General features: G+C 72.3%; 17 protein-coding genes, 1 pseudogene and 1 riboswitch. Of the genes and pseudogenes, 11 read left to right on the top strand and 7 right to left on the bottom strand.

From position 1 onward, the window contains the following. Positions 1–4 precede the first annotated feature (4 nt). Positions 5–280 (bottom strand): hypothetical protein, encoded by a 276-nt coding sequence (locus ACFYW9_RS14610; protein WP_326790209.1) that lies wholly within the window; start codon positions 278–280, stop codon positions 5–7. Positions 281–594: 314 nt separating this feature from the next. On the opposite strand from ACFYW9_RS14610, the gene ACFYW9_RS14605 reads away from it, so the two are divergent. Both ACFYW9_RS14605 and ACFYW9_RS14600 read left to right on the top strand, forming a co-directional pair. Then, positions 595–1,851, top strand: coding sequence for a cytochrome P450 (locus ACFYW9_RS14605; protein WP_389149275.1), 1,257 nt, complete (start codon positions 595–597; stop codon positions 1,849–1,851). Between the two features lie 159 nt (positions 1,852–2,010). Continuing rightward, positions 2,011–2,442 (top strand): hypothetical protein, encoded by a 432-nt coding sequence (locus ACFYW9_RS14600; protein ID WP_389149271.1) that lies wholly within the window; start codon positions 2,011–2,013, stop codon positions 2,440–2,442. A gap of 115 nt (positions 2,443–2,557) precedes the next feature. On the opposite strand, the pseudogene ACFYW9_RS14595 reads toward ACFYW9_RS14600, so the two are convergent. After that, positions 2,558–2,674 (bottom strand): annotated as a pseudogene (locus tag ACFYW9_RS14595) (carbamate kinase); the annotation flags it as partial. 485 nt (positions 2,675–3,159) lie between these two features. Here ACFYW9_RS14595 and ppdK point away from each other — a divergent pair. Continuing rightward, on the top strand, positions 3,160–5,844 hold the full coding sequence (gene ppdK / locus ACFYW9_RS14590) for a pyruvate, phosphate dikinase (protein WP_389149268.1): 2,685 nt from the start codon (positions 3,160–3,162) through the stop codon (positions 5,842–5,844). An 88-nt stretch (positions 5,845–5,932) separates the two neighbouring features. On the opposite strand, the gene ACFYW9_RS14585 is transcribed toward ppdK, so the two are convergent. The 4 genes from ACFYW9_RS14585 to ACFYW9_RS14570 form a co-directional block, all read right to left on the bottom strand. Continuing rightward, positions 5,933–7,003: a zinc-dependent alcohol dehydrogenase family protein gene (locus tag ACFYW9_RS14585; protein ID WP_389149265.1), complete on the bottom strand. Its 1,071-nt coding sequence runs from the start codon at positions 7,001–7,003 to the stop codon at positions 5,933–5,935. Between the two features lie 404 nt (positions 7,004–7,407). Beyond that, positions 7,408–7,926 (bottom strand): flavodoxin domain-containing protein, encoded by a 519-nt coding sequence (locus tag ACFYW9_RS14580; RefSeq protein WP_389149262.1) that lies wholly within the window; start codon positions 7,924–7,926, stop codon positions 7,408–7,410. An 82-nt stretch (positions 7,927–8,008) separates the two neighbouring features. Next, positions 8,009–9,280, bottom strand: coding sequence for a universal stress protein (locus ACFYW9_RS14575; protein ID WP_389149259.1), 1,272 nt, complete (start codon positions 9,278–9,280; stop codon positions 8,009–8,011). Between the two features lie 167 nt (positions 9,281–9,447). Next, a complete protein-coding gene (locus ACFYW9_RS14570; RefSeq protein WP_389149256.1) occupies positions 9,448–10,722 on the bottom strand; it encodes a sulfite oxidase in 1,275 nt (424 codons plus the stop codon). A gap of 560 nt (positions 10,723–11,282) precedes the next feature. Then, positions 11,283–11,396, top strand: a riboswitch (SAM riboswitch). A 411-nt stretch (positions 11,397–11,807) separates the two neighbouring features. Between ACFYW9_RS14570 and ACFYW9_RS14565 the strand changes: the two genes are divergently transcribed. From ACFYW9_RS14565 to ACFYW9_RS14545, 5 genes are read left to right on the top strand one after another with little or no spacing between them, the layout of a single operon-like run. Continuing rightward, positions 11,808–13,427: an ABC transporter substrate-binding protein gene (locus tag ACFYW9_RS14565; RefSeq protein WP_389149253.1), complete on the top strand. Its 1,620-nt coding sequence runs from the start codon at positions 11,808–11,810 to the stop codon at positions 13,425–13,427. 3 nt (positions 13,428–13,430) lie between these two features. Beyond that, the gene (locus ACFYW9_RS14560) at positions 13,431–14,390 is read left to right on the top strand and encodes an ABC transporter permease (RefSeq protein WP_389149250.1); all 960 of its coding nucleotides are present in this window, start codon (positions 13,431–13,433) and stop codon (positions 14,388–14,390) included. Then, on the top strand, positions 14,387–15,310 hold the full coding sequence (locus ACFYW9_RS14555) for an ABC transporter permease (RefSeq protein ID WP_389149247.1): 924 nt from the start codon (positions 14,387–14,389) through the stop codon (positions 15,308–15,310). Before ACFYW9_RS14560 ends, ACFYW9_RS14555 begins: the two co-directional genes overlap by 4 nt. Next, a complete protein-coding gene (locus tag ACFYW9_RS14550) occupies positions 15,307–16,986 on the top strand; it encodes a dipeptide ABC transporter ATP-binding protein (protein ID WP_389149244.1) in 1,680 nt (559 codons plus the stop codon). Before ACFYW9_RS14555 ends, ACFYW9_RS14550 begins: the two co-directional genes overlap by 4 nt. A 13-nt stretch (positions 16,987–16,999) precedes the next feature. Continuing rightward, positions 17,000–18,049 (top strand): LLM class flavin-dependent oxidoreductase, encoded by a 1,050-nt coding sequence (locus tag ACFYW9_RS14545; RefSeq protein ID WP_389149241.1) that lies wholly within the window; start codon positions 17,000–17,002, stop codon positions 18,047–18,049. 73 nt (positions 18,050–18,122) lie between these two features. Here ACFYW9_RS14545 and ACFYW9_RS14540 read toward each other — a convergent pair whose 3' ends face one another. Continuing rightward, on the bottom strand, positions 18,123–19,259 hold the full coding sequence (locus ACFYW9_RS14540; protein ID WP_389149238.1) for an LLM class flavin-dependent oxidoreductase: 1,137 nt from the start codon (positions 19,257–19,259) through the stop codon (positions 18,123–18,125). Positions 19,260–20,064: 805 nt separating this feature from the next. On the opposite strand from ACFYW9_RS14540, the gene ACFYW9_RS14535 reads away from it, so the two are divergent. The 3 genes from ACFYW9_RS14535 to ACFYW9_RS14525 all read left to right on the top strand — a co-directional run bounded on the left by ACFYW9_RS14535 (position 20,065) and on the right by ACFYW9_RS14525 (position 22,782). After that, the gene (locus tag ACFYW9_RS14535) at positions 20,065–21,294 is read left to right on the top strand and encodes an acyl-CoA dehydrogenase family protein (protein ID WP_389149235.1); all 1,230 of its coding nucleotides are present in this window, start codon (positions 20,065–20,067) and stop codon (positions 21,292–21,294) included. A 430-nt stretch (positions 21,295–21,724) separates the two neighbouring features. Continuing rightward, positions 21,725–22,513: a GntR family transcriptional regulator gene (locus ACFYW9_RS14530; RefSeq protein ID WP_351870124.1), complete on the top strand. Its 789-nt coding sequence runs from the start codon at positions 21,725–21,727 to the stop codon at positions 22,511–22,513. A 41-nt stretch (positions 22,514–22,554) separates the two neighbouring features. Then, positions 22,555–22,782, top strand: a complete 228-nt coding sequence (locus ACFYW9_RS14525; RefSeq protein ID WP_351693958.1) for a ferredoxin family protein — start codon at positions 22,555–22,557, stop codon at positions 22,780–22,782. Positions 22,783–22,794: the final 12 nt, after the last annotated feature.

Here is a 22,794-nt window from a genome sequence, read left to right as displayed (position 1 = left end):
CCGATCAGGCGTTGTGCTCCTGGTGGACGCCGCACCAGGGGGTGTCCTCGCCCTCCTCGGAGTGGGCGATCACCTCGGGCTCGTCGACGGCGGACTCCTGGTGCACGCCACACCAGGCGACGTTCGACGCGGCGTGCGCGACGACCTCGGGCTCGTCGACGGCGGACTCCTGGTGCACCCCGCACCAGGCGACGTTCGACGCGGCGTGCGCGACGACCTCGGGAGTCTCCTCCGCGGGCGTCTCGGTGGTCTCCTCGTTGGGCTCGACGTTCTCGGCCATGATGGTCCTCCATACGACGGGCGTTCGGGACGACGGACGGCAGCGGTGCGCCGACCGGCAGGAAGCTAGGAGGAGGGGGTTCGACACCGGTTCACCGCCGGTTGGCCCGTGGTGAAACCCCTGGTGGGCACGTCGGCTCAGCCCATGACGGCCGGCCGGGACCGCGACGGGGGGCCAGGCGTCTCGGGGGTGTCGCCGGCGAGGCGGGCCGCGCCGGCCGCATACCGGAATCGCACCGGGCGCGAACCGGCGGGCAACCGGCCGTTCCTACGGTGGCCGCCGCACGCTCCGCGACCGCGAGAGGACGCCTCCGTATGGACACCGAGCCCGTCGTCACGGCCGCGCCGTCCGCCCAGCCCGCGGCGGCGCGACGGCAGCGACTGCCGGAGCCGCTCGGGGCCGCGTTCCTGGCCCGTCCCGAGGAGACGCTGGCCGGGATCCGGGAGACGTGTCCCGTGGCCCGGATCAGGACGCCCGCCGGACGGCCCGCTTGGCTGGTGACCCGTGCCGAGGACGTGCGGGCCGGGTTCCTGGACCCCCGCCTCTCCCTGAGCGGCGGCCACGTTCCCGACCCTGGCGTGCGCCGACGCGCGCTGGACGTGACGCTGGTCAACTACGATCCGCCGGACCACACGCGGATCCGCCGCCTGGCGACTCCGGCCCTCACCCCGGCACGCATGGCCGCCCACCGGGAGCGCATCGGGCAAGCCGCCGGTGAACTGCTCGACGCGGCGGACGCGGCGCGGGGGCAGGGGCCGCTGGAGCTGATGGACGCCTTCGCCCGCCCGTTCGCCTTCCGGTCGCTGTGCGAGGTGTTCGAGGTACGTGAGGAGGAGCGGGCCGCACTGTACGAACCGGTGGCGCTCCTCGCGGAGAAGGCGGGCCGCTCCGCCCGCGCCGTCGAGGAGAGCGTGGCCCGTATCGACGCGTTCGTCCGCGGCGAGATGGCCCGCCGCGCGGCCGCTCCGGGTGACGACGTCGTCTCGCGCGTCCTCGCGGCATGGCGCCAGCAGGGCGGCGCGACCGAGGACGAGGTCGCCTCCCTCCTGGCGATGCTGCTGCTGGCCGGCTTCGACAGCACGGTGCAGGCGATCGGCATGAGCGTGGTGGCGCTGCTGGGTCACCACGACGTACAGGACTCCCTGCGGGAGGAGCCGTCGCGGATCCCGCGCGCGGTGGACGAGTTGCTGCGCTGGGACACCCCGGGGCCTTTCAGCACCAAGAGGGTGGCGCTGGAGGACGTCCGGTTCGGGGACACGGTCATTCCGGCGGGCAGCGGAGTCCTGCTCTCCGTGGCGGCGGCCAACCACGACCCGCGCTGCCATGCCGACCCCGGCACGCTGGACCCGGACCGCGGTACCGCCGCACGCCACCTGTCCTTCGGCCTCGGTCCGCACTACTGCCCCGGATCGGCTCTGGCCCGTCTTGAGCTCACGGTGGCCCTGACGGCCGTGCTGGGCCGCTGGAGCCGACTGGAGCCGGCGGTGCCGCTGAACGAACTGACGTGGGGCGGCGGCTATCTGCACCGCCGGCTGGCCGCGCTGCCCGTGCAGCCGCACGGGTCCGCCTGACGGATATCGGAGCACCGCGCACGGGATTCGGTTCAGGTCGGTGAGCGACCTCGACTGCCCGCACAAAACGGTGATTCGGTTCGGCCGTCCTCGTGCGACGATGCTCCGGCCCGCCTCGGCCAGGGGCCCGGCAAGAGGGAAGAGAAGAGACAGCACCCTTTGAGCGATCACGAGAGTTCTGCCGGCACGCCCGGCCCCAAAGCCCACGAACTGGCGAGGTTCTACCTCGACGCCCTCGAAGACATCATGGATCCCAAGGAGTACGCGGACCTGCGTCTCCTCGTCTTCACGCTGCTCCAGGCGATGACCGAGCCCATCGACCCGGACGATCCCGACCCCGAGCGTCACCTGGAGGTCGTCATGACCCCGGCCGTCCATGACGAGTGGCTGACCATCATGGGCATCCTTGGCAGCGGTCGCCTGGACCAGACGATCATCGAGGTCGGTGACGGCTCCCGCACGGTCGTGGACAGCGACACCGCCGCCGATCCTCGAGCCCTGGCCGCCTACTGCGCACAGGTCCGGGAGCGGAACCGGATACGCGAAGAGGAGCGGGCGATCCTGAAGGGGATAGAGGCCAGTTCCGCCTGACGGCTCGCCATCGCGATGACCGCTTCGCCCCCGTCCCGGTCCGTGGTCCCGGCCGACTCGGCGCCTCCGGGAGGGCGGTGACGCGGGCGCCTCAGACCGGACGGGCCGGGGCGGGGGCGAGGGCGGCTATCGCGCCGACGACACGGTCGACGTCGGCCGCCTGGACCGCCGCGTCGGGGTGTTCGCCGCGGCGCAGCAGGGCGTTGCCGCCGAGAGCGATGACGATGCGCATGCCTCAGTCCTCCAGGGTGGCGACCGGGGGCGGCCTCGACGGGGGCGGTCGGTTCCGCGCCGGGTCGCTCCGGGTGAGTCGGTCCGGACACGATCCTTCGCGACGGCGGCGACCGTGGTCAGTGGCCGAACCTCCCCGGCCGGGACCACTGGTCCCGGCCCGTCCTGTCCCGATCGGCCCACCGGCACGGCGAGTCGTCGGCCCACCGGTGCGGAGCCGACCGGCTGTCGTCGGCCCCCGGCCGACGAGACGGTGCCGGTCCGCGAAGACATCGGAGGACATCACCCGGCGCGGGCGCTCCTGCACGTCCCCGTCGCCGCGCATCCATCCGCCGCGGCCGTGTGTCACGGTGGGAGCAGCACGCTCGCGAAGGTGGGCCGACCGGCCCCGCGAAGGGGCCCGACAGCACCTGCCCCTCCGTCCGCGCCGGTCGGAGGCTGGAGTCGCACGCTCCGGCCCGCAACCCGACAGAGGAGACCGGCGACATGGTCCGCTACGTGTACGACTTCGCAGAAGGCGGCCGCGACCAGGCCGACCTGCTGGGCGGCAAGGGAGCCAACCTCGCCGAGATGACCCGGCTGGGGCTGCCCGTCCCGCCGGGCTTCACCGTGACCACGGACGCGTGCCGGGCCTTTCTCGCCACCGGCAGCGAGCCGGCCGGCCTGATGCGGGAGATCTCCGACCGGCTCACGGTCCTGGAGGAGGAGGCGGGACGGCGGCTGGGACAGCCGGACGATCCCCTGCTGCTGTCCGTGCGCTCCGGGGCCCGCTTCTCCATGCCCGGCATGATGGAGACGATCCTCGACGTCGGACTCAACGACGAGTCCGTCCTCGGTCTGGCGAAGGTCTCCGGCAACGAGCGCTTCGCCTGGGACTCCTATCGCCGCCTCGTGCAGATGTTCGGCAGCACGGTCATGGGCGTCGACAGCGCCCTCTTCGAGGGCGTCCTCGCCGACCTCAAGCGGGTGCGGGGCGCGGCGAGCGACGTGGACCTGACGGCGGCGGACCTGGCGGGACTCGTCGAGTCGTACCGGAGTCTCGTGCGCCAGGCGACCGGTGAGTACTTCCCGCAGGCGCCCGCCGAGCAGCTCCGGCAGGCGGTGCTCGCCGTGTTCGAGTCCTGGAACGGCGAGCGCGCCCGGATCTACCGCCGCCGTGAACACATCCCCGACGACCTCGGCACCGCGGTCAACGTGCAGACCATGGTCTTCGGCAATCTCGGCGCCGACTCCGGCAGCGGGGTCGCGTTCACACGCGACCCCGCCACGGGACGGCCCGGCATGTACGGCGACTACCTCGCGAACGCTCAGGGCGAGGACGTCGTCGCGGGCATCCGCAACACCGTCCCGCTGACCGCTCTCGCGGAGCTGGATCCGGTGTCGTACGAACGGCTCCTCTCCCACATGAGGACGCTGGAGTCGCACTACCGGGATCTGTGCGACATCGAGTTCACGATCGAGCGCGGCCGGCTCTGGATGCTGCAGACCCGGGTCGGCAAGCGCACCGCGGAGGCCGCGTTCGCCATCGCCACGGAACTGGCCGAGGAGGGTCTGATCACCCCGGACGAGGGGTTGGCCCGGGTCAGCGGGGAGGGTCTCGCCCGGCTGATGTTCCCCCGGTTCGACACCTCGGCCGTCGGCGAGGCCCTGGCGCACGGCCTGCCGGCCTCCCCGGGCGCGGCCGTGGGCGCCGCGGTGTTCGACTCCGCGGAGGCGGTACGGCGGTCCGCGGCCGGCGAGAAGGTCGTCCTGGTCCGCCAGGAGACCACCCCGGACGATCTGCCCGGCATGATCGCCGCCCAGGCGGTGCTGACCAGCCGGGGCGGCAAGACCAGTCACGCGGCCGTCGTCGCCCGCGGCATGGGCACGGTGTGCGTGTGCGGGACCGAGGAGATCACCGTGGACACCGCGGCGCGCCGGTTCACGGTGGGGGACACCGTCGTCGAGGAGGGCACGGTCGTCTCCGTCGACGGCTCGGAAGGCGCCGTGTACCTGGGCGCCGCCCCGCTCGTCGACTCCGCGGTGATGCGCTACTTCGAGACGGGTGAGCGGTCCGACGGGCTGGTCGGGGCCGTCGCCGGCGCCATGGAACGGGCGGACGGCCTGCGGCGCCTGGAGGTCCGTGCGAACGCCGACACCCCCGAGGACGCGGCCCGCGCCCGGCGGTTCGGCGCCCAGGGCATCGGCCTGTGCCGCACCGAGCACATGTTCCTCGGCGAGCGCCGCAAGCTGGTCGAGGCGATGATCCTGGCCCGGGACGATCGCGAGCGTGAGCGGGCCCTGGCCGCGCTGCTGCCCCTCCAGCGGCAGGACTTCACCGGCATCCTGGAGGCGATGGACGCTCTGCCGGTCACCATCCGGCTCATCGACCCGCCTCTGCACGAGTTCCTGCCCGACCACACCGGACTCGCCGTGCGGATCGCCGCCGCCGAGGCCCGGGGCGAGCGGCCGGACCCGCACGACACCGAACTGCTCGACGCGGTGAACCGTATGCACGAGGAGAACCCGATGCTCGGGCTGCGCGGCGTGCGGCTGGGCCTGGTCGTCCCGGGACTGGTCGCCATGCAGGTCCGCGCGATCGCCGAGGCGGTCGTGGAGCGCACGCGGGCCGGAGGCCGGCCCAGGGCGGAGATCATGGTGCCGCTGGTGGGCGCCGTCGAGGAACTGCGCATCGAGCGGGCCGAAGTGGAACGCGTCCTGGCCGAGGTCTCCGAGGAGTCGGGCATCCCCGTGCACTGCCCGGTCGGCACCATGATCGAGCTCCCGCGAGCCGCGCTCACGGCCGGCCGGATCGCCGAGGAGGCGGAGTTCTTCTCCTTCGGCACCAACGACCTCACCCAGACCACCTGGGGCTTCTCGCGCGACGACGTCGAGGCGGCGTTCTTCTCCGCCTACCTCGACAAGGGCATCTTCACCACCTCACCCTTCGAGACCCTCGACCGTGACGGTGTGGGCCGACTGGTCCGCATCGCGGTGGACGAGGGCCGCGCCGCACGCCCCGACCTGAAGATCGGCGTCTGCGGTGAGCACGGCGGGGACCCCGACTCCGTGCACTTCTTCCACGCGGCCGGGCTGGACTACGTGTCCTGTTCGCCGTTCCGCGTCCCCGTCGCACGCCTGGAGGCCGGACGGGCCGCACTCTCCTCGACGCGGACGAGCGACAGCAGGTGAAGCACGGTGGAGGAAACCAGGACCGCGTGAGTCCCTGAGGACAGGGGCCCGGTCGGCGTCATGCACCGACCGGGCCCCTGTGCGTGGCTCAGGCCGCGGGAACGGCGAGGTCCTCGTGCGACGGTGCGCCGAGCACCACCTTGAGGGCGCCGGTGTCGGCGGCGCGGGAGAAGACGTCGTACGCCGTCTCCATGTCGTCCAGCGGGAAGGTGTGGGTGACCAGCTCCGCGGTGGGCAGCCGGCCGGCGGCGGCCATGCGCAGCAGGGTGGGGGTGGAGTGGGTGTCCACCAGGCCGGTGGTGATGGTCACGTTCTTGATCCACAGGTCTTCCAGGTGCAGCGTCGCGGGTTTGCCGTGGACGCCGATGTTGGCCACGTGGCCGCCGGGCCGCACCATGCGTGTGCACAGTTCGAAGCTCTCCGACACCCCGACCGCCTCGATGACCACGTCCGCGCCGAGACCGTCGGTGAGATCGGCGAGCAGCTGCTCCGGGTCCTCCCCCGCGTCGGCCACCGCGTCGGCGCCCAGCCGACGGGCCGCCTCCAGCCGGGATGCGGCCAGGTCGACGGCGACGATCCGCTCGGGCGAGAACAGCCGGGCCGTGGCGATCGCCGCGAGTCCGATGGGCCCCGCCCCGACGACCGCGACCGTGTCGCCCGGACGTACCCGCCCGTTGAGGACACCGACCTCGTAGGAGGTCGGGAAGATGTCCGCGAGCAGGACGGCGTCCCTGCTCTCCACGGTTCCGGGCAGAGCGTGCACCGACAGGTCGGCGAAGGGGACGCGGACGTACTCGGCCTGGGTGCCGTCGATCAGATGGCCGAGGATCCAGCCTCCGCCGCCCCGGCACTGGCCGTACACGCCCTCCCGGCAGAAGCGGCAGCGGCCGCAGGAGCTGATGCAGGAGACCAGCACCCGGTCGCCGGGGCGTACGGTCCGCACATCGCCGCCGACCTCCATGATCTCGCCGACCGCCTCGTGTCCGAGGACCGTTCCGGGACGCACTTCGGGGACATCGCCCTTGAGGATGTGCAGGTCCGTGCCGCAGATGGTGACGGCGCCGACCCGCACGATGGCGTCGGTGGGTTCCTTGACCGCCGGGTCCGGGACATCCTCCCAGGCGGACTGCCCGGGACCGTGGAAGACGTAGCCCTTCATGATCGCCCTCACCCTTCCCTGTCCGGTACGAGATGACCTCTCGAGTCCAGCTTGTTCCGTTGCGCGGTGTTCCGCTTGGGCCGTCCGGCCCTCGATACCCGCCGCCCGGCCTCGGCCCCGGCCCCGGTCCCGAGCGGCCACGCCACGACACCTACCGGCCGCTGACGACGTGTTCGCGCGGCAACGCGCCGAACGGCAGTCGGTCCGCCCCGTGGTCCTGCACGACGTCCCGCCGACCGCCTCCGGGCCGGGCGCGGGCTCCGGCCGTCCTCGGCGGCCTGGCGTTCGGTGCCGGCGCGGTCGCCCGCCGACGGCTCGGCCGGCGCCGTTTCGACGCGTGGGGCCGGGAACGGGTTCTGGTGGAACCGCGCCGGGGGCGCAGGACCGGCCGGCCGAAGGAGCCACTACAGCTGACCGGAGAGCCGCTGCAGGCGGGCGAGCGAGACCGCGATGCCCTTCGCCCACTCCTCGATGACACCGAAGTCCCGGAAGTCTCCGCCTTTCCCGGAGCTGATGATCATCTTGGCGATACGCCCCTTGGCTCCTTCCTTCAGGCACCCGCCGAAGGTGACGTGGCCCTGGACATCCAGCTTGTTCATGGTCCGCCGGACGCCCCGCACCGGCGGGATGTCCCGGTCGGCGGCGGAGTTGTCGAGCGGTCCGCTGCTGAAGAGCCACACCGGACGGTGCGCGAGCTCCGCGCGGTGCCGGCGGACGAACCCCCGCGCGTCCTTGTGCCAGCGTCCCGCGTAAAGTCCGCCGCCGACCACGACGGCGTCGTAGGGCGCCACGCTGGTGACCGACCGGGCCGGAAGGGCCCGGGCGGTCAAACCGCCCTCGCGCAGGGTTTCCGCGACCGTTTCGGCGATCTCCGCCGTCGATCCGTTCGTCGTTCCATAGGCGACCAGCACGGTCTCGGCCATGACGGTCCGCCTCCTTTCACTGTCCGCGTTGCGCGGTTCACGGTCGGCCTTTCACAGTCGGCGCAGCCGGTCCTCCTGATCCTCAGCGCAGTCTGCGCAGGTAAGGGTCCTGAGAGCGGCGTGGCAGCGGGCGCACCCGTGCGTCGAGCACGGTGATGCCGCCCGGCGCCGCCAGCACGGGATTGAGGTCGGCCTCGGCGAGCTGCGGCAGGTCCGCGGCCATCCGGGACAGCCGCTGGAGCAGTTGCTCCAGTCCTTCGAGGTCGACGGGGGCGTTTCCGTTCGCGCCCAGCAGCAGCGGGGCGCACCGCGGCGAGGTGATCAGCTCGTGGACGTCCCGGTCGGTGAGCGGAGCGAGGCGGGCGGCGTGGTGCAGGACTCCGTGGGCGACACGGCCGAGCTGGAGCCCGAAACGGCCCTTGTCGCGCCGGGCACCGACCACCAGCAGACCGGCGTCGCGGGACGCGTCCAGGAGGACATGGCGGGCCGGTCCCTCGACGGTGCGGCGACGCAGATCCACGTCGGCCGGCACGTCCTCCAGCGCCTCGCCGAGCGCCTTGACGGCCTGCTCCTCGTGCAGCCGCGCGGGCTCACCGGCGAGCAGCGGGTGGTCCACGCTCTCGTGCGCGGGGCAACGCCAGGCCCGTACGGCGTCCAGGGGTGCCCGGCGCAGCCTCGCCTCCTCCACGGCGAACCGCAGCGCCGCCGACCCCTTGCCCGTGCCACCGACACCCACGACCACGCGGCGCGCGGGCGCGGCGCCGACCTGGTTGTCGTGGCAGCCGCGCAGCACGACGACCGGGCAGTCGGCGTACGCGGCCACCGCCAGACTGACGGAGCCGAGCAGCGTCTCGACGAAATCGCTGCGGCCACGGGTGCCGAGGACCAGCGCGGAGGCGTCGCGCCCTTCCCGCGCCAAGGCGTACTCGGGCTCCTCGGCCAGGATCTCGGCCGATACGTCGAGGTCCGGGTGACGCTTCAGGACCCGGCGGAGGCCGACCGCCACGATGTCCTCGGCGCCGACCGCCACGATGTCCTCGGCACGGACCTCTTCGAAGGGTTTGTGCTCCGCGGCGAGCGCCGTGCCCTCGTAGCGCTCCCAGAGGGAGGCGTAGACCACACGCAGGGGGACACCGCGCAGCGCGGCCTCGTCGGCCGCCCAGTCCGCGGCCCGCAGACTCGGCTCCGATCCGTCCACGCCGACGACCAGCGGGGCCTCGCGGGAGGGGAGGGTGTCCGCGGGGGCGGCTTCCTCCGCCGCGCCGGGCCCGGAGTCGGACGCGGCCGCGCGGTTCCCGCGCGGGGAGGACGGGCGGAGACCGGAGCCCTGGTGCGGGTGCTCGTGAACGGCCATGGCGGAACCCCTTCGGGAACGGTCGGATCATTGCCTGACCCGTCTCACCGTCGTCCCCCGCGACGCGCGGCACCCGATGCCGAAGGGCCGGCGCCGTGGGGCCGAACGGCCCTTCGTCCGAGGCCTGTTGGCATCCGTTCCGCCGTCCCGGCCAGGGCCGCCGTCCGTCACACCACACTCACCGGATGCCGCACCACCGCGCCGAACAGGTATCCCTGTGTGTTCGGTACGGCGGTGTCCGGCTGGGTCCGGCCGGCTGTGTCCGTGGCGCGCGCCAGCAGGTGGGTGGCGCCGGGTGTGTCGGGGCGCCAGCCGAGCGACCACCGGGTCCAGGTGCCGGTCCGGGGCCGGTCGTGCAGCCGGGCGGGCCGCCAGTTGGCACCGCCGTCCGTACTGACGTCGACCTTGGTGACGCCTCCGGCCCCCGACCATGACCGTCCGTGCAGGACGTGCCTGTTTCCGGCCGTGAACGTGGCCCCGCTCGCCAGTTCGAAGGCGCTCTTGGTGGCCTGCCGGGTCAGCGGAGCGCTCCCGCCCTCGGGGTGGGCGGGGCCGAACAGCCGGTAGAAGGTGGTGTTCCAGGGCGAGTAGAGCGGCTGTGCGGACACTTCGATGTCGCCGACCCACTTGATCGACGCGATCCCCACCCAGGAGGGCACCAGCACCCGCACCGGATGACCGTGGTCGTACGGAAGCGGTTCGCCGTTCATCTCGTACGCGAGCAGTACGTCGTCCAGGGCTTTGGCCAGCGGCAGCGGACGTCGTACCCGCCCCAGGCTCTCGCCGCCGCTGACGTACTCGGCGTCCAGACCGCGCGGCTGCACGTCCACGGCGCGCGGGGACAGCCCCGCCCTGCGCAGCACGTCGCCGAGCCGCACCCCGCGCCAGCGGGCGACGCCGATCGCTCCCAGGGTCCACGCGGTACCGGTGACCGTCTCCCCCTGTTGCGTCGTGTAGTAGGAGCGGCCGTTCCCGGCGCATTCGACGAACGCGGTCCGGGTGACGGCCGGCAGTGCGCGCAGATCGTCGTACCCGAACTCCACCGGACGGTCCTCGCCGTGGTTGCCGCGCAACCCGCTCCCCCACAGCCGCAGCCGCCAGTCGTCGGCGTTCAGGACGGGTGTGGCGGTGTGGTTGCGCACGAAGAACAGTTCGTTGGGGGTGTGGTGGCCGGTTCCGCGCAGCGCCTCCCACCGGGTCTCGGCGTTGGTGCCGCGCTCGATGAACCACTCGGCGGGCAGCGGCTTGACGATCGGCCTGTCGGCGGCGCGGGCGGGCTGCGGGGTGCCGAGTGCGGTTCCGGCGGCGGCAGCGGTGAGCAGGGTGAGCAGCCGGCGGCGGGTGACCCCCTCGGCTCTGGCCTCACCCGCGAGCCACTGGCGCAGCCTGCGGCGGTCGTACTCGGTTTCGTAGCGGCGACCGACGGGGGTGGGCGAAGGCATGGCGGGTCCTCGTCATGACGGGGCGAGAGGAACGAGAGGGCTCGGCACAAGTCGGCGCGGGCGTGCGCGAGGTCGACCGGTATGCGCTCTACCGGCTTGTCCGGAGCGGAAGTTCGCGGAAGCGCGTGATCAGCCGGTCGTCCGACACAGCGCGGCGGCGACGCGGACGAGGTCCACGGCGCGGCGGCGGGTCAGTGGCTCCGACATCGGCATGGCGGGATGAAAGCACACGGGGCGGAAGGCGTCAACGGAGCACTCGTGCCGGTGAACCAGGCGTCCGGGCACGTCGGTTGGCGTGGCCGGCGTGGCGGCCGCGCCCCCGCGATCCCGCACCTGACCGGCGGACCTGCGCGAAGGTGTCCGTTCCCGAACGCCGGATCTCCCCCACCGTGACGGCGGCCGGCCCGTGCCCCCGGCACGACCGCGGCCTACCCCGTGTCGCCCGACATGTCCGCGGCCGGCCCCGGGTCGCCGACATGACGGGCGGCCGGCCGGTGCTCTCCGGCGGAGTCCGGTGCCGCCATTGACGTACGTCAGAACCGCTCCGTACGATCACGAACGGCATCGAGTGTCAGCGTCAAGCCCTGGCTTGCTGACCGGCAACCCTCCCGCGCGGTGGGGTGCTCCAGGTGAAAGCCCGGCGGGATCAGCGACGATCCGCGCAAGCGCGTGGCCCCATGACCGGGGCCGGAGATGGGGGGAGGACCGTTATGCGACACGGTGGTGGCCCTCGTGCCTCCTTCTCCGTCGCCATGGTGTTCTCCCGGCTGGCGCGCCGGCGCCACATCGATCTGAAGCGCTCGACCAGCTGCTTCTGTCAGGCCTGACGGCCCTTTCCGCAGCGGAGCGCTGACGGGCCTGCCCGCCGAGGGTCCCCGTCCGTGACCGGCGATCGGGGTATGTGTCCCCGCCCGGGTCCCGCTTCCTCCCGCTCCTCCTGATCCTTCGGATCCACCTTCCGACTGGCCCCTGTCCGCAGGGCATCACCCCCGTCACGGCACCGCGCCGGCCGGGCCGGCACGCCTGTGCGTGGCCGTGCCCCGCGCGGTGTCACGTGCCTGGCGACACCATGAGGAGAACCCTCCGTGAGAGCACTTCCGGACTTCAGATCTCCCCGATGGGCGGCGCTCACCGCCCTTCTCACCACCAGTGTGCTGCTGACCGCCTGCGGGCCGGGCACCGGCGGCTCCGGCGCCGGTGGCGGCAAGCCGCGTTCCGGCGGGACCCTGACCTTCGCCGTGGGGTCGGACGCCGGCTGTGTGGATCCCCAGCAGGTCGGCAGCAACGACACGATCTACTCGGTGCGCCAGGTCGTGGACTCCCTGACGGACCAGGACCCCAGGACCGGCAAGATCGTGCCGTGGCTGGCGAAGAGCTGGGACATCAGTGCCGACGCGACCTCCTTCACCTTCCACCTGCGCTCGGGTGTCACCTTCAGCGACGGATCCCCGCTGACCGCCCAGGTGGTCAAGGACAACTTCGACGCGGTGCCGCGTCTCGGTGTCCTGGGGACCCTGGCCGAGGGCTACCTGAGCGGCGTCAAGAGCACCACGGTGGTCGACCCGCTCACCGTCAAGGTCACCTTCCAACAGCCCAACGCCCAGTTCCTGCAGGCGACTTCCACGCATTCCCTGGGGATCGAGTCGTCGGCGAGCGCGAAGAGGTCACCGCAGCAGAAGTGCAGTGACGGGGTCATCGGATCCGGACCCTTCGTGCTGAAGCGGTACGTGCAGAACCAGTCGATCACCCTGGCCAAGCGCCACGGCTACGCCTGGGGTTCCTCACGGTGGGACAAGAAGGGCGAGGCGTACCTGGACGAGCTCGTGTTCAAGGTCGTGCCGGAAGCGGGCGTGCGCGCCGGCAGTCTCCGCTCCGGCCAGGTGGACGCGATCGGCAGTGTGGGCCGGGCCGACGAGGCGGCGCTCAAGGGCGGCCAGGTCACCCTCCAGAGGCGGGCCAACCCCGGCATCGTCTTCGGACTCGGCTTCAACAACGCGCGGCCCCTCCTGAAAGACGCCAGGGTCCGCCGGGCGATCCTGTCCGCCATCGACCGCGAGCAGATCGCCGACACCGTCTTCCCCACCGGCACCCGGGCGGCGACCAGCGTCCTCGCGCACACCACGCCCGACTACACCAGCCTCGCCCCGGACCTGGCCTTCGACGCGGCCAAGGCGAAGTCCCTGCTGGACGCGGCCGGCTGGAAGGCGGGCGGCGACGGCACGCGCACCAAGGACGGCAGGAAGCTGAGCCTGACCATCGACTGGGTTCCCAACGCGGCCACGAATCAGCCCGCGTTGGAGCTGATACAGCAGCAACTGAAGGCCGTCGGGGTCCAGGTGACCCTCAAGCAGCTCCAGCTCACCCAGCTGACACCGACACAGCAGTCGGGCGAATTCGACGCGACCTGGGGGAACATCACCCGCGCCGACCCCGACATCCTGCGCAGCTCCTTCTCCACGAAGCTGGCCAACTTCTACCGCGTTCCGGCGAGCGGCCTGGACAGCACCCTGTCCGCGCAGGCCGCGACCACCGACCCGGCGGGGCGCAGCAAGCTCGTGGCCCAGGCACAGCGGTCGATCGTGCGCGACGCCTACAACGTGCCGGTGGTGGAACTGCAGACCCAGCTGGGCCTGTCCACGAAGGTGCACAGCCTCGCCTTCGACGCCTCCAGCCGGATCCAGCTGCACGACACGTGGATCGGCTGACCCGTGCGCGGTTACGTGCTCAAACGGCTCGCGCAGGCGGTCGGGGTGCTGTGGGCGGCGTACACCGTGTCGTTCCTGGTGCTGTACTACCTGCCGGGCGACCCGGTCACCGCGATGGCCGGTGCCGGGATGGACTCGGGGCAGGTCGATCCCCGGCAGATCGCCGCCCTGCGGCACGAGTACGGCTTCGACAAGCCGGTGCTCACGCAGTACGCCGAGTACCTCGGCCGGGCGGTGCGCGGGGACTTCGGCGACTCGGTCGCCACCGGCCGCCCGGTCGCCTCGACACTGGCCGACGCGCTGCCCCAGACCCTCCAACTGACGGCTTCGGCACTGCTGTTCGCGGTGGTCCTCGGCGGCGGGCTGGCGGTGGCGGCGACGTACACCACACGGCGCTGGCTGCGGCAGCTGCTGCTGTCGCTGCCGCCGCTGGGAGTGTCCGTCCCGACGTTCTGGGTGGGACTCCTGCTCGTCGAGGCGTTCTCCTTCCGGCTGCGCTGGTTCCCCGCGTTCGGCAACGACGGGCCGAAGGGGCTGGTGCTGCCGGCACTGACCCTCGCGGTCCCGACCGGCGCCCTGATCGCGCAGGTGCTGGCCAAGAGTCTGCTCACCGCGCTCGACCAGCCGTATGTGGAGACCGCCCGCGCGAAGGGCGCGGGCCGATGGCGGGTCCATCTGCGGCACGCGCTGCGCAACGCGTCCCTGCCGGCGCTGACGGTCGCCGGCCTGCTGGTGGGGCAGCTGATCGCCGGTTCGGTCGTCGTCGAGACGGTGTTCTCCCGTGACGGCCTGGGCCGCGTGACCGCGGCGGCCGTCACGGCCCAGGACATCCCGGTGGTCCAGGGGGTGGTGGCGTTCGGCGCACTGATCTTCGTGACGACGAACCTCGTCGTCGACCTGGTCTATCCGCTGCTCGACCCCCGGATCGTGGTGGCCTCGGACAGAAGGGCACGCATCGCATGAGCCAGAGTCTTGTCGACGACCCCGCCGAGGCCGCGCCCGGTCTCGTCCGGCCGGTGGGCGCACCGCCGGATCCCGCACCGGGAAGCCGCGTCCGCGTACGGCGGGTGCTGCGGTTCGTGCTGCGCCGGCCCGGTCTGCTGCTGTCCGCCGCCGTCCTCGTGCTGGTGGTGCTGGCCTCGTTCCGGCCGCGGCTGTTCACCTCTCGCGACCCGCTGAAGGGGGTACCGGCGCAGAACTTCCGCGGCCCGAGCGGCGCGCACTGGTTCGGCACGGACGAGCTGGGGCGCGATGTGTTCTCCCGGGTGGTGCACGGCGCGCAGCTGTCCCTGAAGGCCACGCTGATCGCGGTGCTCGTGGCGTTCGTGGTGGGTGGCCTGCTCGGCGTGGTCGCCGGGTTCGTCGGCCGCTGGGTGGACGACGTGCTGATGCGCTTCGTCGACGTCCTGCTCGCCATCCCCGCGCTGTTCCTGTCACTGGCCCTGGTGACCGCGCTGGGATACGGGACGGTGAAGGTGGCCGTCGCGGTCGGCATCGCCAGCGTCGCCTCCTTCGCCCGCGTCGCCCGCGCCGAGGTGCTCCGGGTGCGTCAGGCGGTGTTCGTCGAGGCGTCGCGCTCCTGCGGGGCCCGCTGGTACTCGGTGCTGGGCCGGCATGTGCTGCCCAACGCTGCGGGCCCGGTGATCGTCCTGGCCACGCTCGACTTCGGCGCCTCCATCCTGGCCGTGTCGGCGCTGAGCTTCCTCGGGTACGGCGCTCCCCCGCCGGCCCCGGAGTGGGGCACGTTGATCTCCGAGGGCCGCAACTACCTGGCCAACGCCTGGTGGCTGACCGCGCTGCCCGGACTGGCGATCGCCGCGACCGTACTGGCCACCAACCGCGTCGCGCGGGCTCTGGACGGCGAATGGTCCCGGCAGCGATGACCGACGAAGCCGAGAACGGCGAGGACATGACCACACCACTGCTGGAGATCCGCGGCCTGTCCGTCTCGTACCGCACCCGCGGCGGTGACGGCGTGGCGGCCGTCCGGGGCGTGGACCTCGACGTATGGCCGGGACAGGTGACCGCGGTGGTCGGTGAGTCCGGCTCCGGCAAGAGCACGACCGCGCACGCGATCACCCGTCTCCTCCCGGACAACGGCGTCATCGACGCGGGCTCGGTGCGCTTCGGCCGGCACGACCTGGCCACGCTGTCGGAGGCGGAACTGCGCACCGTACGCGGGGCACGGATCGGGCTGGTGCCGCAGGACCCGACCGTGTCGCTCAACCCGGTCAAGCGGATCGGCGAACAGGTCGCGGAGGTGCTGCGCATCCACGGTCTGGCGAACCGCCGCTCGGCCGCCGTCGAGGCGCTCGCCGTTCTGGACCGGGCCGGACTGCCCGACGCCGCCCTCCGGGCCCGGCAGTACCCGCACGAACTCTCCGGAGGCATGCGGCAACGCGCCCTGATCGCCGTCGCGATCGCCGCGCGACCCGAGCTGATCATCGCCGACGAGCCGACCAGCGCGCTCGACGTCACCGTGCAGCGGGTCATCCTCGACCATCTCCAGCGCCTGGCCGAGGAGTCGGGCACGGCGATCCTGCTGGTGACCCACGACCTCGGGGTCGCCGCCGAACGGGCGCAGCGGCTGGTGGTCATGGCGCGGGGCCGGGTGGTGGAGGCGGGAGCCACCCGTGACGTCCTCGCCGATCCCCAGGACGCGTACACCCGGCATCTGCTGGCGAGCGCCCCGAGCATGACCGCGGCTCGCCGCCGCCCGTCCGCGCCCGTGGCCACGGCGGACACGGTTCCTCTGGTGGAAGCGCGCAACCTGGTCAAGGAGTTCCGGCTGCCTCGCACCGCGGACGGGCCCCGGACCCTGCGCGCGGTCGACGACGTCAGCTTCGCCGTCCATCACGGGCGGACCCTCGCCCTGGTGGGTGAGTCGGGCTCGGGCAAGTCCACCACCGCACGGCTGGTGCTCCGGCTGGCCGACGCGACCGCCGGGCAGGTCCTGTTCGACGGCATCGACGTCACCACCGCCGGGGCCGCCCGTGCCAGGGTGCTGCGCCGCCGTGCCCAACTCGTCTACCAGAACCCGTACGCGTCCCTCGATCCGCGTTTCTCCATCGGTGAGGTGATCACCGAGCCGCTGCGTGCCTTCAAGGTCGGCGACCGTGCCTCCCGGCTGGCGCGGGCCCGCGAACTGCTCGACCGGGTGGCTCTTCCTGCGGCCGTGCTCGAACGCCGGCCGGCGGAGCTGTCCGGCGGGCAGCGTCAGCGCGTGGCGATCGCCCGTGCGCTGGCCCTCTCCCCCGACCTGGTGGTGTGCGACGAGCCCGTGTCCGCGCTCGACGTCTCGGTGCAGGCCCAAGTGCTGGAGTTGCTGGCCGAGTTGCAGGCCGGCACGGGGGTGGCCTACCTCTTCATCTCCCATGACCTGGCCGTCGTACGCCAGATCGCGCACCAGGTCGCGGTCATGCGGGCCGGCCGCGTCGTGGAGGCGGGTCCTCCGGAGGAGCTCTTCACCCGCCCCCGCCACGCCTACACCCGCGAGCTGCTCGCGGCGATCCCCGGCGGCCGGGTCCCCTCCCCCGCCGCCGAGACCATCACGAGCTGAGGACGGGCCTCACATGACCACTCCCACCATCACGTCCCTCGCGTTTCTCACCCCGGGCAACTTCGCCGACGACGACCCGTACACCGGCCTGGAGGAGACGCTCCAGCTGTTCGAGTACGGCGAACGGTCGGGCTTCGACGGTGCCTGGATCAGGCAGCGGCACCTCGAACACGGCGTCTCCTCGGCGGCTGTGTTCCTCGCCGCGGCGGGCCAGCGCACCGAGCGGATCGAGCTCGGCACCGCCGTCATCCCGATCGGCTACGAGAGCCCCTTCCGCCTCGCCGAGGATCTGGCGCTGGCCGACGTACTGTCCCGGGGCCGACTCCAGATCGGCTTCAGCACCGGCATGCCGCACGCCGAGCTGCTCGGAGACCTGGTGTACGACGGGGACTGGCGCGGTTTCGACCTCTCGTACGGCAGGATCGCCCGTGTCCTCGACAACCTGCGCGGCGACCATCTCGGCGGTCCCGACACGGTCATCCACTCGCCGGGCAACGTGCAGCGTCCCCGTCTGCAACCGCACGATCCCGGTCTGGCGCACCGCATCTGGTACGGCGGCGGGAGCCTGCGTTCGGTCCGCTGGGCGGCGGAGAACGGCCTGAACCTGCTCTCCGGCAACATCGTCTCCGGTGAGGGCACCGACGACTTCACCACGGCCCAGCTCAATCTGCTGGCCGAGTACCGGCGGGCGCTGTCCCGGCAGGGTGCGGAGCGTCCGGCACGGGTGGCCCTGGGCCGGGTGATCGTGCCCTTCGACGGCGCCGACGCGGCCTGCCGGGCCCGTTACCGCGCCTACGCGGCCGGCCGCCACGCCCGAACCCTGACGCCTCAGGGACCCAAGCGGACCTTGTTCGCCCCCGACGTGGTGGGCACCGCCGAGCAGATCCTCGAACAGCTCACCGCCGACCCGGTCCTCGCGCAGGTGTCGGAGCTGCGCCTTGAACTGCCGTACGAGTTCCACCGGGAGGAGTACGAACAGATCCTGCACGACACCCTGCACCTGGTCGCACCCGAACTGGGCTGGCGCCCGGCGTCCCTGACGGCACGGCAGACAGTCGGCTGAAGCCGCTCCCGGAACCGGGAGGAGCCGGCGGCCCTCGACTCTCACGCGAGTGAGGGCCGCCGTGCGAGGGGCGTCAGCCCTGTACCGCCACGGAGCTCCGGGTGCCGCGCGTCGCTCGCTCGGCGTCGCGCTTGGCGACCTCTTCCCGGACGATCGGGATCACGTACCGGCCGAAGTCGATCGCGTCGTCCAGCAGGTCGTAGCCGCGGGCGGAGAGGATGTCGACGCCCAGGTCGTAGTAGTCCAGCAGCGCCCGGGCCACCGTCTCCGGGGTTCCGACCAGGGCGTTGGAGTTGCCCGCGCCTCCGGTCGCGGCGGCGGTGGGGGTCCACAGGGCGCGGTCGTACCGCTCCCCCGCCTCGGCGATGGCGATCAGCCGCTGCGAGCCGGTGTTCTGCGGCCGGCCACCACCGCTGTGCCGCCTGGTGAGCGGCTCGCCCTTCTCCCTGCGGGCCTTGATCGCGCCGACGGTGCGGTGTGCCTTCTCCCAGGCCAGTTCCTCGGTCGGGGCGATGATCGGGCGGAACGCCACCTGGATGCGCGGCACTTCGGTACGCCCCGCCGCCTTCGCCGCGGCCTTCACCGCCTCGATCTGTTCGGCGGTCCTCTCCAACGGCTCGCCCCACAGGCAGTAGACGTCCGCCTCGGCGCCTCCGGCGGCGTACGCGGCGGGCGAGGAGCCGCCGAACGACACGGCGGGACGCGGTTGCTGGACCGGAAAGACGTCACTCACGAAGTCGTGGAAGCTGTAGTGCTCGCCTTCGTGGTCGAAGGGCTCGTGGGTGGTCCAGATCTTCTTGACGATCCGGATGTACTCCCGTGTGCGGGCGTAGCGTTCGTCCTTGGTGAGGGTGTCGCCCTCGCGGCCCTGCTCACGGTCGTTGCCGCCGGTGATGAAGTGCACGGTGAGCCGGCCCTCGCTGATCTGGTCGAGGGTGGCGAAGGTCTTCGCGGCGAAGGTCGGGTACGAGACGTTGGGCCGGTGGGCGAGCAGGATCTGGAGGCGGTCCAGCCTGCTCGCGATGTAGGCGGCGGCCGGGGCGGGATCCGGCGATCCGGAACCGTAGGCGAACAGCACCCGGTCCCAGCCGTTGTCCTCGTGCGCCCGCGCGAGCCGGAGCGTGTACTCCTTGTCGAAGGCCGCGCCGGAGCGCGGGGTGGTCTCGGAGCCGTCATGGGTGGCTGCGATGCCGAGGAACTCCACGGGCATGGGAGATGGCCTTTCTGCGGTCCTGTGGGTGTGCCCGGATCCGGGCCCGGGTCGCGTCGGGCGACGGGAGCGCGTGACAGGTCGCGCAGGACCGCCCGTACACGAAGACAAGGAAGAAGGCTGGGAAGAAGAAGGCTGAGAAGAAGACGAGGACGGATTCAGCGGGTGTTCAGCACACGCTCACGGCGATGCCGCGAAGGGAGAACTCCGCCCGGGACGGGTCACCGGGGGAAGGAGCGGGCCGTTCGGACGGCCCGCTGCCGCGTCAGGCGCAACAGGCGGCGGACCACACCCGACCGAAGTCGATGTGGTCGCGGGTGACCAGGCGATGCTCCGCGTTCATGCGACTCATTGAGCAATACATCTGGCGTCCCGTCAACTACGGCCCGCATGCCGGACGACCGGCCTTGGCCGGTACCCACCGGCCCGCTCCACCGTCCGTGGGACCGCTCCCGCCGATTTCCTATTGATTTACTAGGAAACCGTTGACCGCACGTCCAACGGATGCGCAGGATGATGTACATGCCCCCCACGCAGCAGCGACTGGTTCGCCGTCGGCACGTCGACTTCGGTCACGTCGCCAGCGCCATCTGTCGCGCCGCGTAGGGCGCCCGGCACCCGCCGCGCGTGCCGCCTGACCCTCACTCCCCGGCGATCCCCGCGAAACCGCCCCCGCCACAAGCGGGGCGGGACCCAGCGGGCACCGCATCGTCACCGTCCGGCGCATGGGCCACGCGCGCGTGCCCGGCCGGCAGAAGATTCCCGACACGGCGCCTGGCCGCCGAATTTTGAGGAAACCATCATCATGGCCGTTGCCACCGCACCGTCCGGAGCCGACTCCGCATCCGACCAGACCGGACCCGACCACGCGCACTGGCTGCGCGCGGCCCGTGAGACGGCCGATGACCTGGCCACGGACGCGGTGACCAGGGAGCAGGCGGGCAAGACCCCCTTCGACGAGGTGTCCCGGCTGCGCGAGGCGGGACTGCTGACGCTGCTGGTACCGGCCGACGCGGGGGGAGGCGGCGCGGACTGGACGACGGCCTACGCCGTCGTCCGGGAGATCTCCGCCGCCGACGGCGCCATCGGTCAACTGCTGGGCTGTCACTACTTCTTGTCGTGGAGCGCACTGTCCTTCGCCGACTCCGCCCGCGCCACCGAGGCCGTGCAGCGCTCCACGAGGAAGCCCTGTCTCTGGGGTGGCGGCTTCGCCCGTCAGGAACCGTCCCTGAGACTGGCCAGGAAGGGCGGCGGTTTCGTCCTGGACGGCCGGCAGAGCTACGCCACGGGGGTCCTGGTCGCCGACCGCCTGGCCGTACGGGGCGAGCGGACCGACACCGGAGAGCCCTTCGCCGTAGTCGTCGATCCCTCCCATCCCGGCGTACGGATCGAGGGCGACTCGGACGCCTTCGGGCAGCGGCTCGCGGCCGGCGGCAGCGTGGACTTCCACGCCGTGCCGGTCGCGGCCGCCAACGTGCTCGGATCCCTGTCCGCGGACGAGGACGTCCTGTCGCCGCTGACCGCCTTCACCTCGCCGGTCGGACACCTTCTTTCCGTCCAGCTCCTTCTCGGCATCGCCGAGGGAGTGCTCACCGAGGTACGCGAGTACAGCAGGGCGGGCCACCGGCTCCGGCACCCCGCCTGGCCGGACGGCTCCGCCCCCGACCCGCAGGCGCTGACCCTGCACGGAGAACTCACCGTTCTCACCCGCTCCGCCGCGGCGCTCGCCGAGCAGGCGGTGCGAGCCGTGCACGGCGGACTGGCACGCGGCGAAGACCTGAACTACGACGAGTACGCGGAGATCTCCGTCCTCGTGGCCATGGCCGAAGCCGCCGCGTCCAGGGCCGCGCAGGAGTCCACCACGCGCGCCCTCGACGTCATCGGTGCCCGCTCGGCGTCCACACGGCTGGGCTTCGACCGCTTCTGGCGCAACGTGCGGACCCACACGTTGTACGAGCCCGTCGGTCACCGTCTCCGTGACGTCGGGGACTACTTCCTCAACGGCGCGCACCCCCCGTTCGTCCTGCCCGTCTGAACGAGAGAGCGTCGAAACCGACCCGAGCCGTACGGATGGTGCGCCCGCGCGGATTTCAGCCAGGGCGAGATCCTCGAAGGCGTCACGTTCGCCGGCGTCGCGGCAGCCCGACTGCCGCTGATGTCCGCGCGTCGACCGACACCCGCGGAGGTGGGCGAACCTCTGACGCCGCGCGCCCGCGGCCTCCCTCCCCGGACAGGGAAGCCGGGACGGTGTCCCTGTCCGGCCGACGCTCTGATCCACCGCGCCGAAGCCGCCGCCGGCGCCACGGCGGATCGCGCCCGGCATCCCGTCCCCGAAGCGGCGGCAAGCGGCACATGTTCGTGTCAGCCGCCGGAAACCCCAGGTGAGCGGGGCATCCGGCCGGGCATCAGGTGGCGCAACATTCCGGCAACACGGCTTTCCCCATCCGATCGGTAGGGTTCGATCCGTGCCTCCCACCGACCGCGTCCGAGACCACGCCGGCCAGGGCGCGACCACCGTCGCCGCCCACCGCGCGCGGCGCCGGCTGCGCGCCGACCGGGCCCGGCAGCTCGCCGACCTGCTCCGCCACCAGCTCCTCACCGGCGGCTTCCCCACGGACACGTTGCCTCACGAGTCGATCCTCGCCGGCGACTACCGCGCCTCCCGCAACACCGTCCGCCAGGCCCTCGACCTGCTGCGCGCCGAAGGGCTCGTCGAACGCCAGCCGGGCGTCGGCACCGTGGTCGTCGCCCGGAAGTACCGTCACGGACTCGACCGCCTGATGGGCCTCGCCGAAACCCTCCATGAGCACGGCCGGATCACCAACGAGGTCCGCACGGCGGGCCCCGCCCCGGCACCGGCCCCGGTCGCCGAACGCCTCCAGGTCCCGCCCGGCACCGACGTCCTCTACATCGAACGCCTGCGCCGCCTGGCCGGCCTCCCCCTCTCCCTCGACCTCACCTACATCCCCCTCGACATCGGCACCGCCCTGCTCGGCGCCGACCTGGAGAACACCGACGTCTTCCGTCTCCTGGAGACGATCACCGGCCGGCCCCTGGGGCACGCCGAGATCACCCTGGAGGCGGTCACCGCGGACGCGCACTCCGCCGCCGTGCTCGAAGCCCCGCGCGGCACGGCCGTCCTCATGCTGGAACGGCTCACGCACCTCGCCGACGGCCGCCCGGTCGACCTGGAGTTCATCCGGTTCCGCGGCGACCGCATCACCATGAGCGGCCTCCTGCACCGCTCGCACTGAACACAACCACCTTCCTCCGCACGACCTTTCGGGAGACAGCCATGCCCTTGGCGCCCCAGCGGGCCGACGTGCCCGTGACCATCGACCAGTCGAAGTGCATCGACGGCTGCACGCTCTGCGTGGACATGTGCCCGCTGGACTCCCTCGCCATCGACGAGAGCAACGGCAAGGCGTACATGCACGTCGACGAGTGCTGGTACTGCGGCCCGTGCGCGGCCCGCTGTCCCACCGGAGCCGTCACGGTCAACATGCCCTACCTGCTCCGGTGACAGGTCCCGAAA

The organism is Streptomyces sp. NPDC002698, assembly GCF_042888945.1.
GTDB lineage: Bacteria > Actinomycetota > Actinomycetes > Streptomycetales > Streptomycetaceae > Streptomyces.
The sequence above is the reverse complement of the archived record's forward strand: the minus strand, read 5'-3'. Positions and strand labels throughout refer to the sequence as shown.

Excerpts from the sequence above, each read along its gene's own strand:
- ACFYW9_RS14555 (WP_389149247.1), top strand. The coding sequence starts at position 14,387 with ATGAGCCAGAGTCTTGTCGACGACCCCGCCGAGGCCGCGCCCGGTCTC.
- ACFYW9_RS14580 (WP_389149262.1), bottom strand. The coding sequence starts at position 7,926 with ATGGCCGAGACCGTGCTGGTCGCCTATGGAACGACGAACGGATCGACG.
- ACFYW9_RS14610 (WP_326790209.1), bottom strand. The coding sequence starts at position 280 with ATGGCCGAGAACGTCGAGCCCAACGAGGAGACCACCGAGACGCCCGCG.
- ACFYW9_RS14550 (WP_389149244.1), top strand. The coding sequence starts at position 15,307 with ATGACCGACGAAGCCGAGAACGGCGAGGACATGACCACACCACTGCTG.
- ppdK (WP_389149268.1), top strand. The coding sequence starts at position 3,160 with ATGGTCCGCTACGTGTACGACTTCGCAGAAGGCGGCCGCGACCAGGCC.
- ACFYW9_RS14575 (WP_389149259.1), bottom strand. The coding sequence starts at position 9,280 with ATGGCCGTTCACGAGCACCCGCACCAGGGCTCCGGTCTCCGCCCGTCC.
- ACFYW9_RS14525 (WP_351693958.1), top strand. The coding sequence starts at position 22,555 with ATGCCCTTGGCGCCCCAGCGGGCCGACGTGCCCGTGACCATCGACCAG.
- ACFYW9_RS14605 (WP_389149275.1), top strand. The coding sequence starts at position 595 with ATGGACACCGAGCCCGTCGTCACGGCCGCGCCGTCCGCCCAGCCCGCG.
- ACFYW9_RS14545 (WP_389149241.1), top strand. The coding sequence starts at position 17,000 with ATGACCACTCCCACCATCACGTCCCTCGCGTTTCTCACCCCGGGCAAC.
- ACFYW9_RS14535 (WP_389149235.1), top strand. The coding sequence starts at position 20,065 with ATGGCCGTTGCCACCGCACCGTCCGGAGCCGACTCCGCATCCGACCAG.
- ACFYW9_RS14540 (WP_389149238.1), bottom strand. The coding sequence starts at position 19,259 with ATGCCCGTGGAGTTCCTCGGCATCGCAGCCACCCATGACGGCTCCGAG.
- ACFYW9_RS14585 (WP_389149265.1), bottom strand. The coding sequence starts at position 7,003 with ATGAAGGGCTACGTCTTCCACGGTCCCGGGCAGTCCGCCTGGGAGGAT.
- ACFYW9_RS14570 (WP_389149256.1), bottom strand. The coding sequence starts at position 10,722 with ATGCCTTCGCCCACCCCCGTCGGTCGCCGCTACGAAACCGAGTACGAC.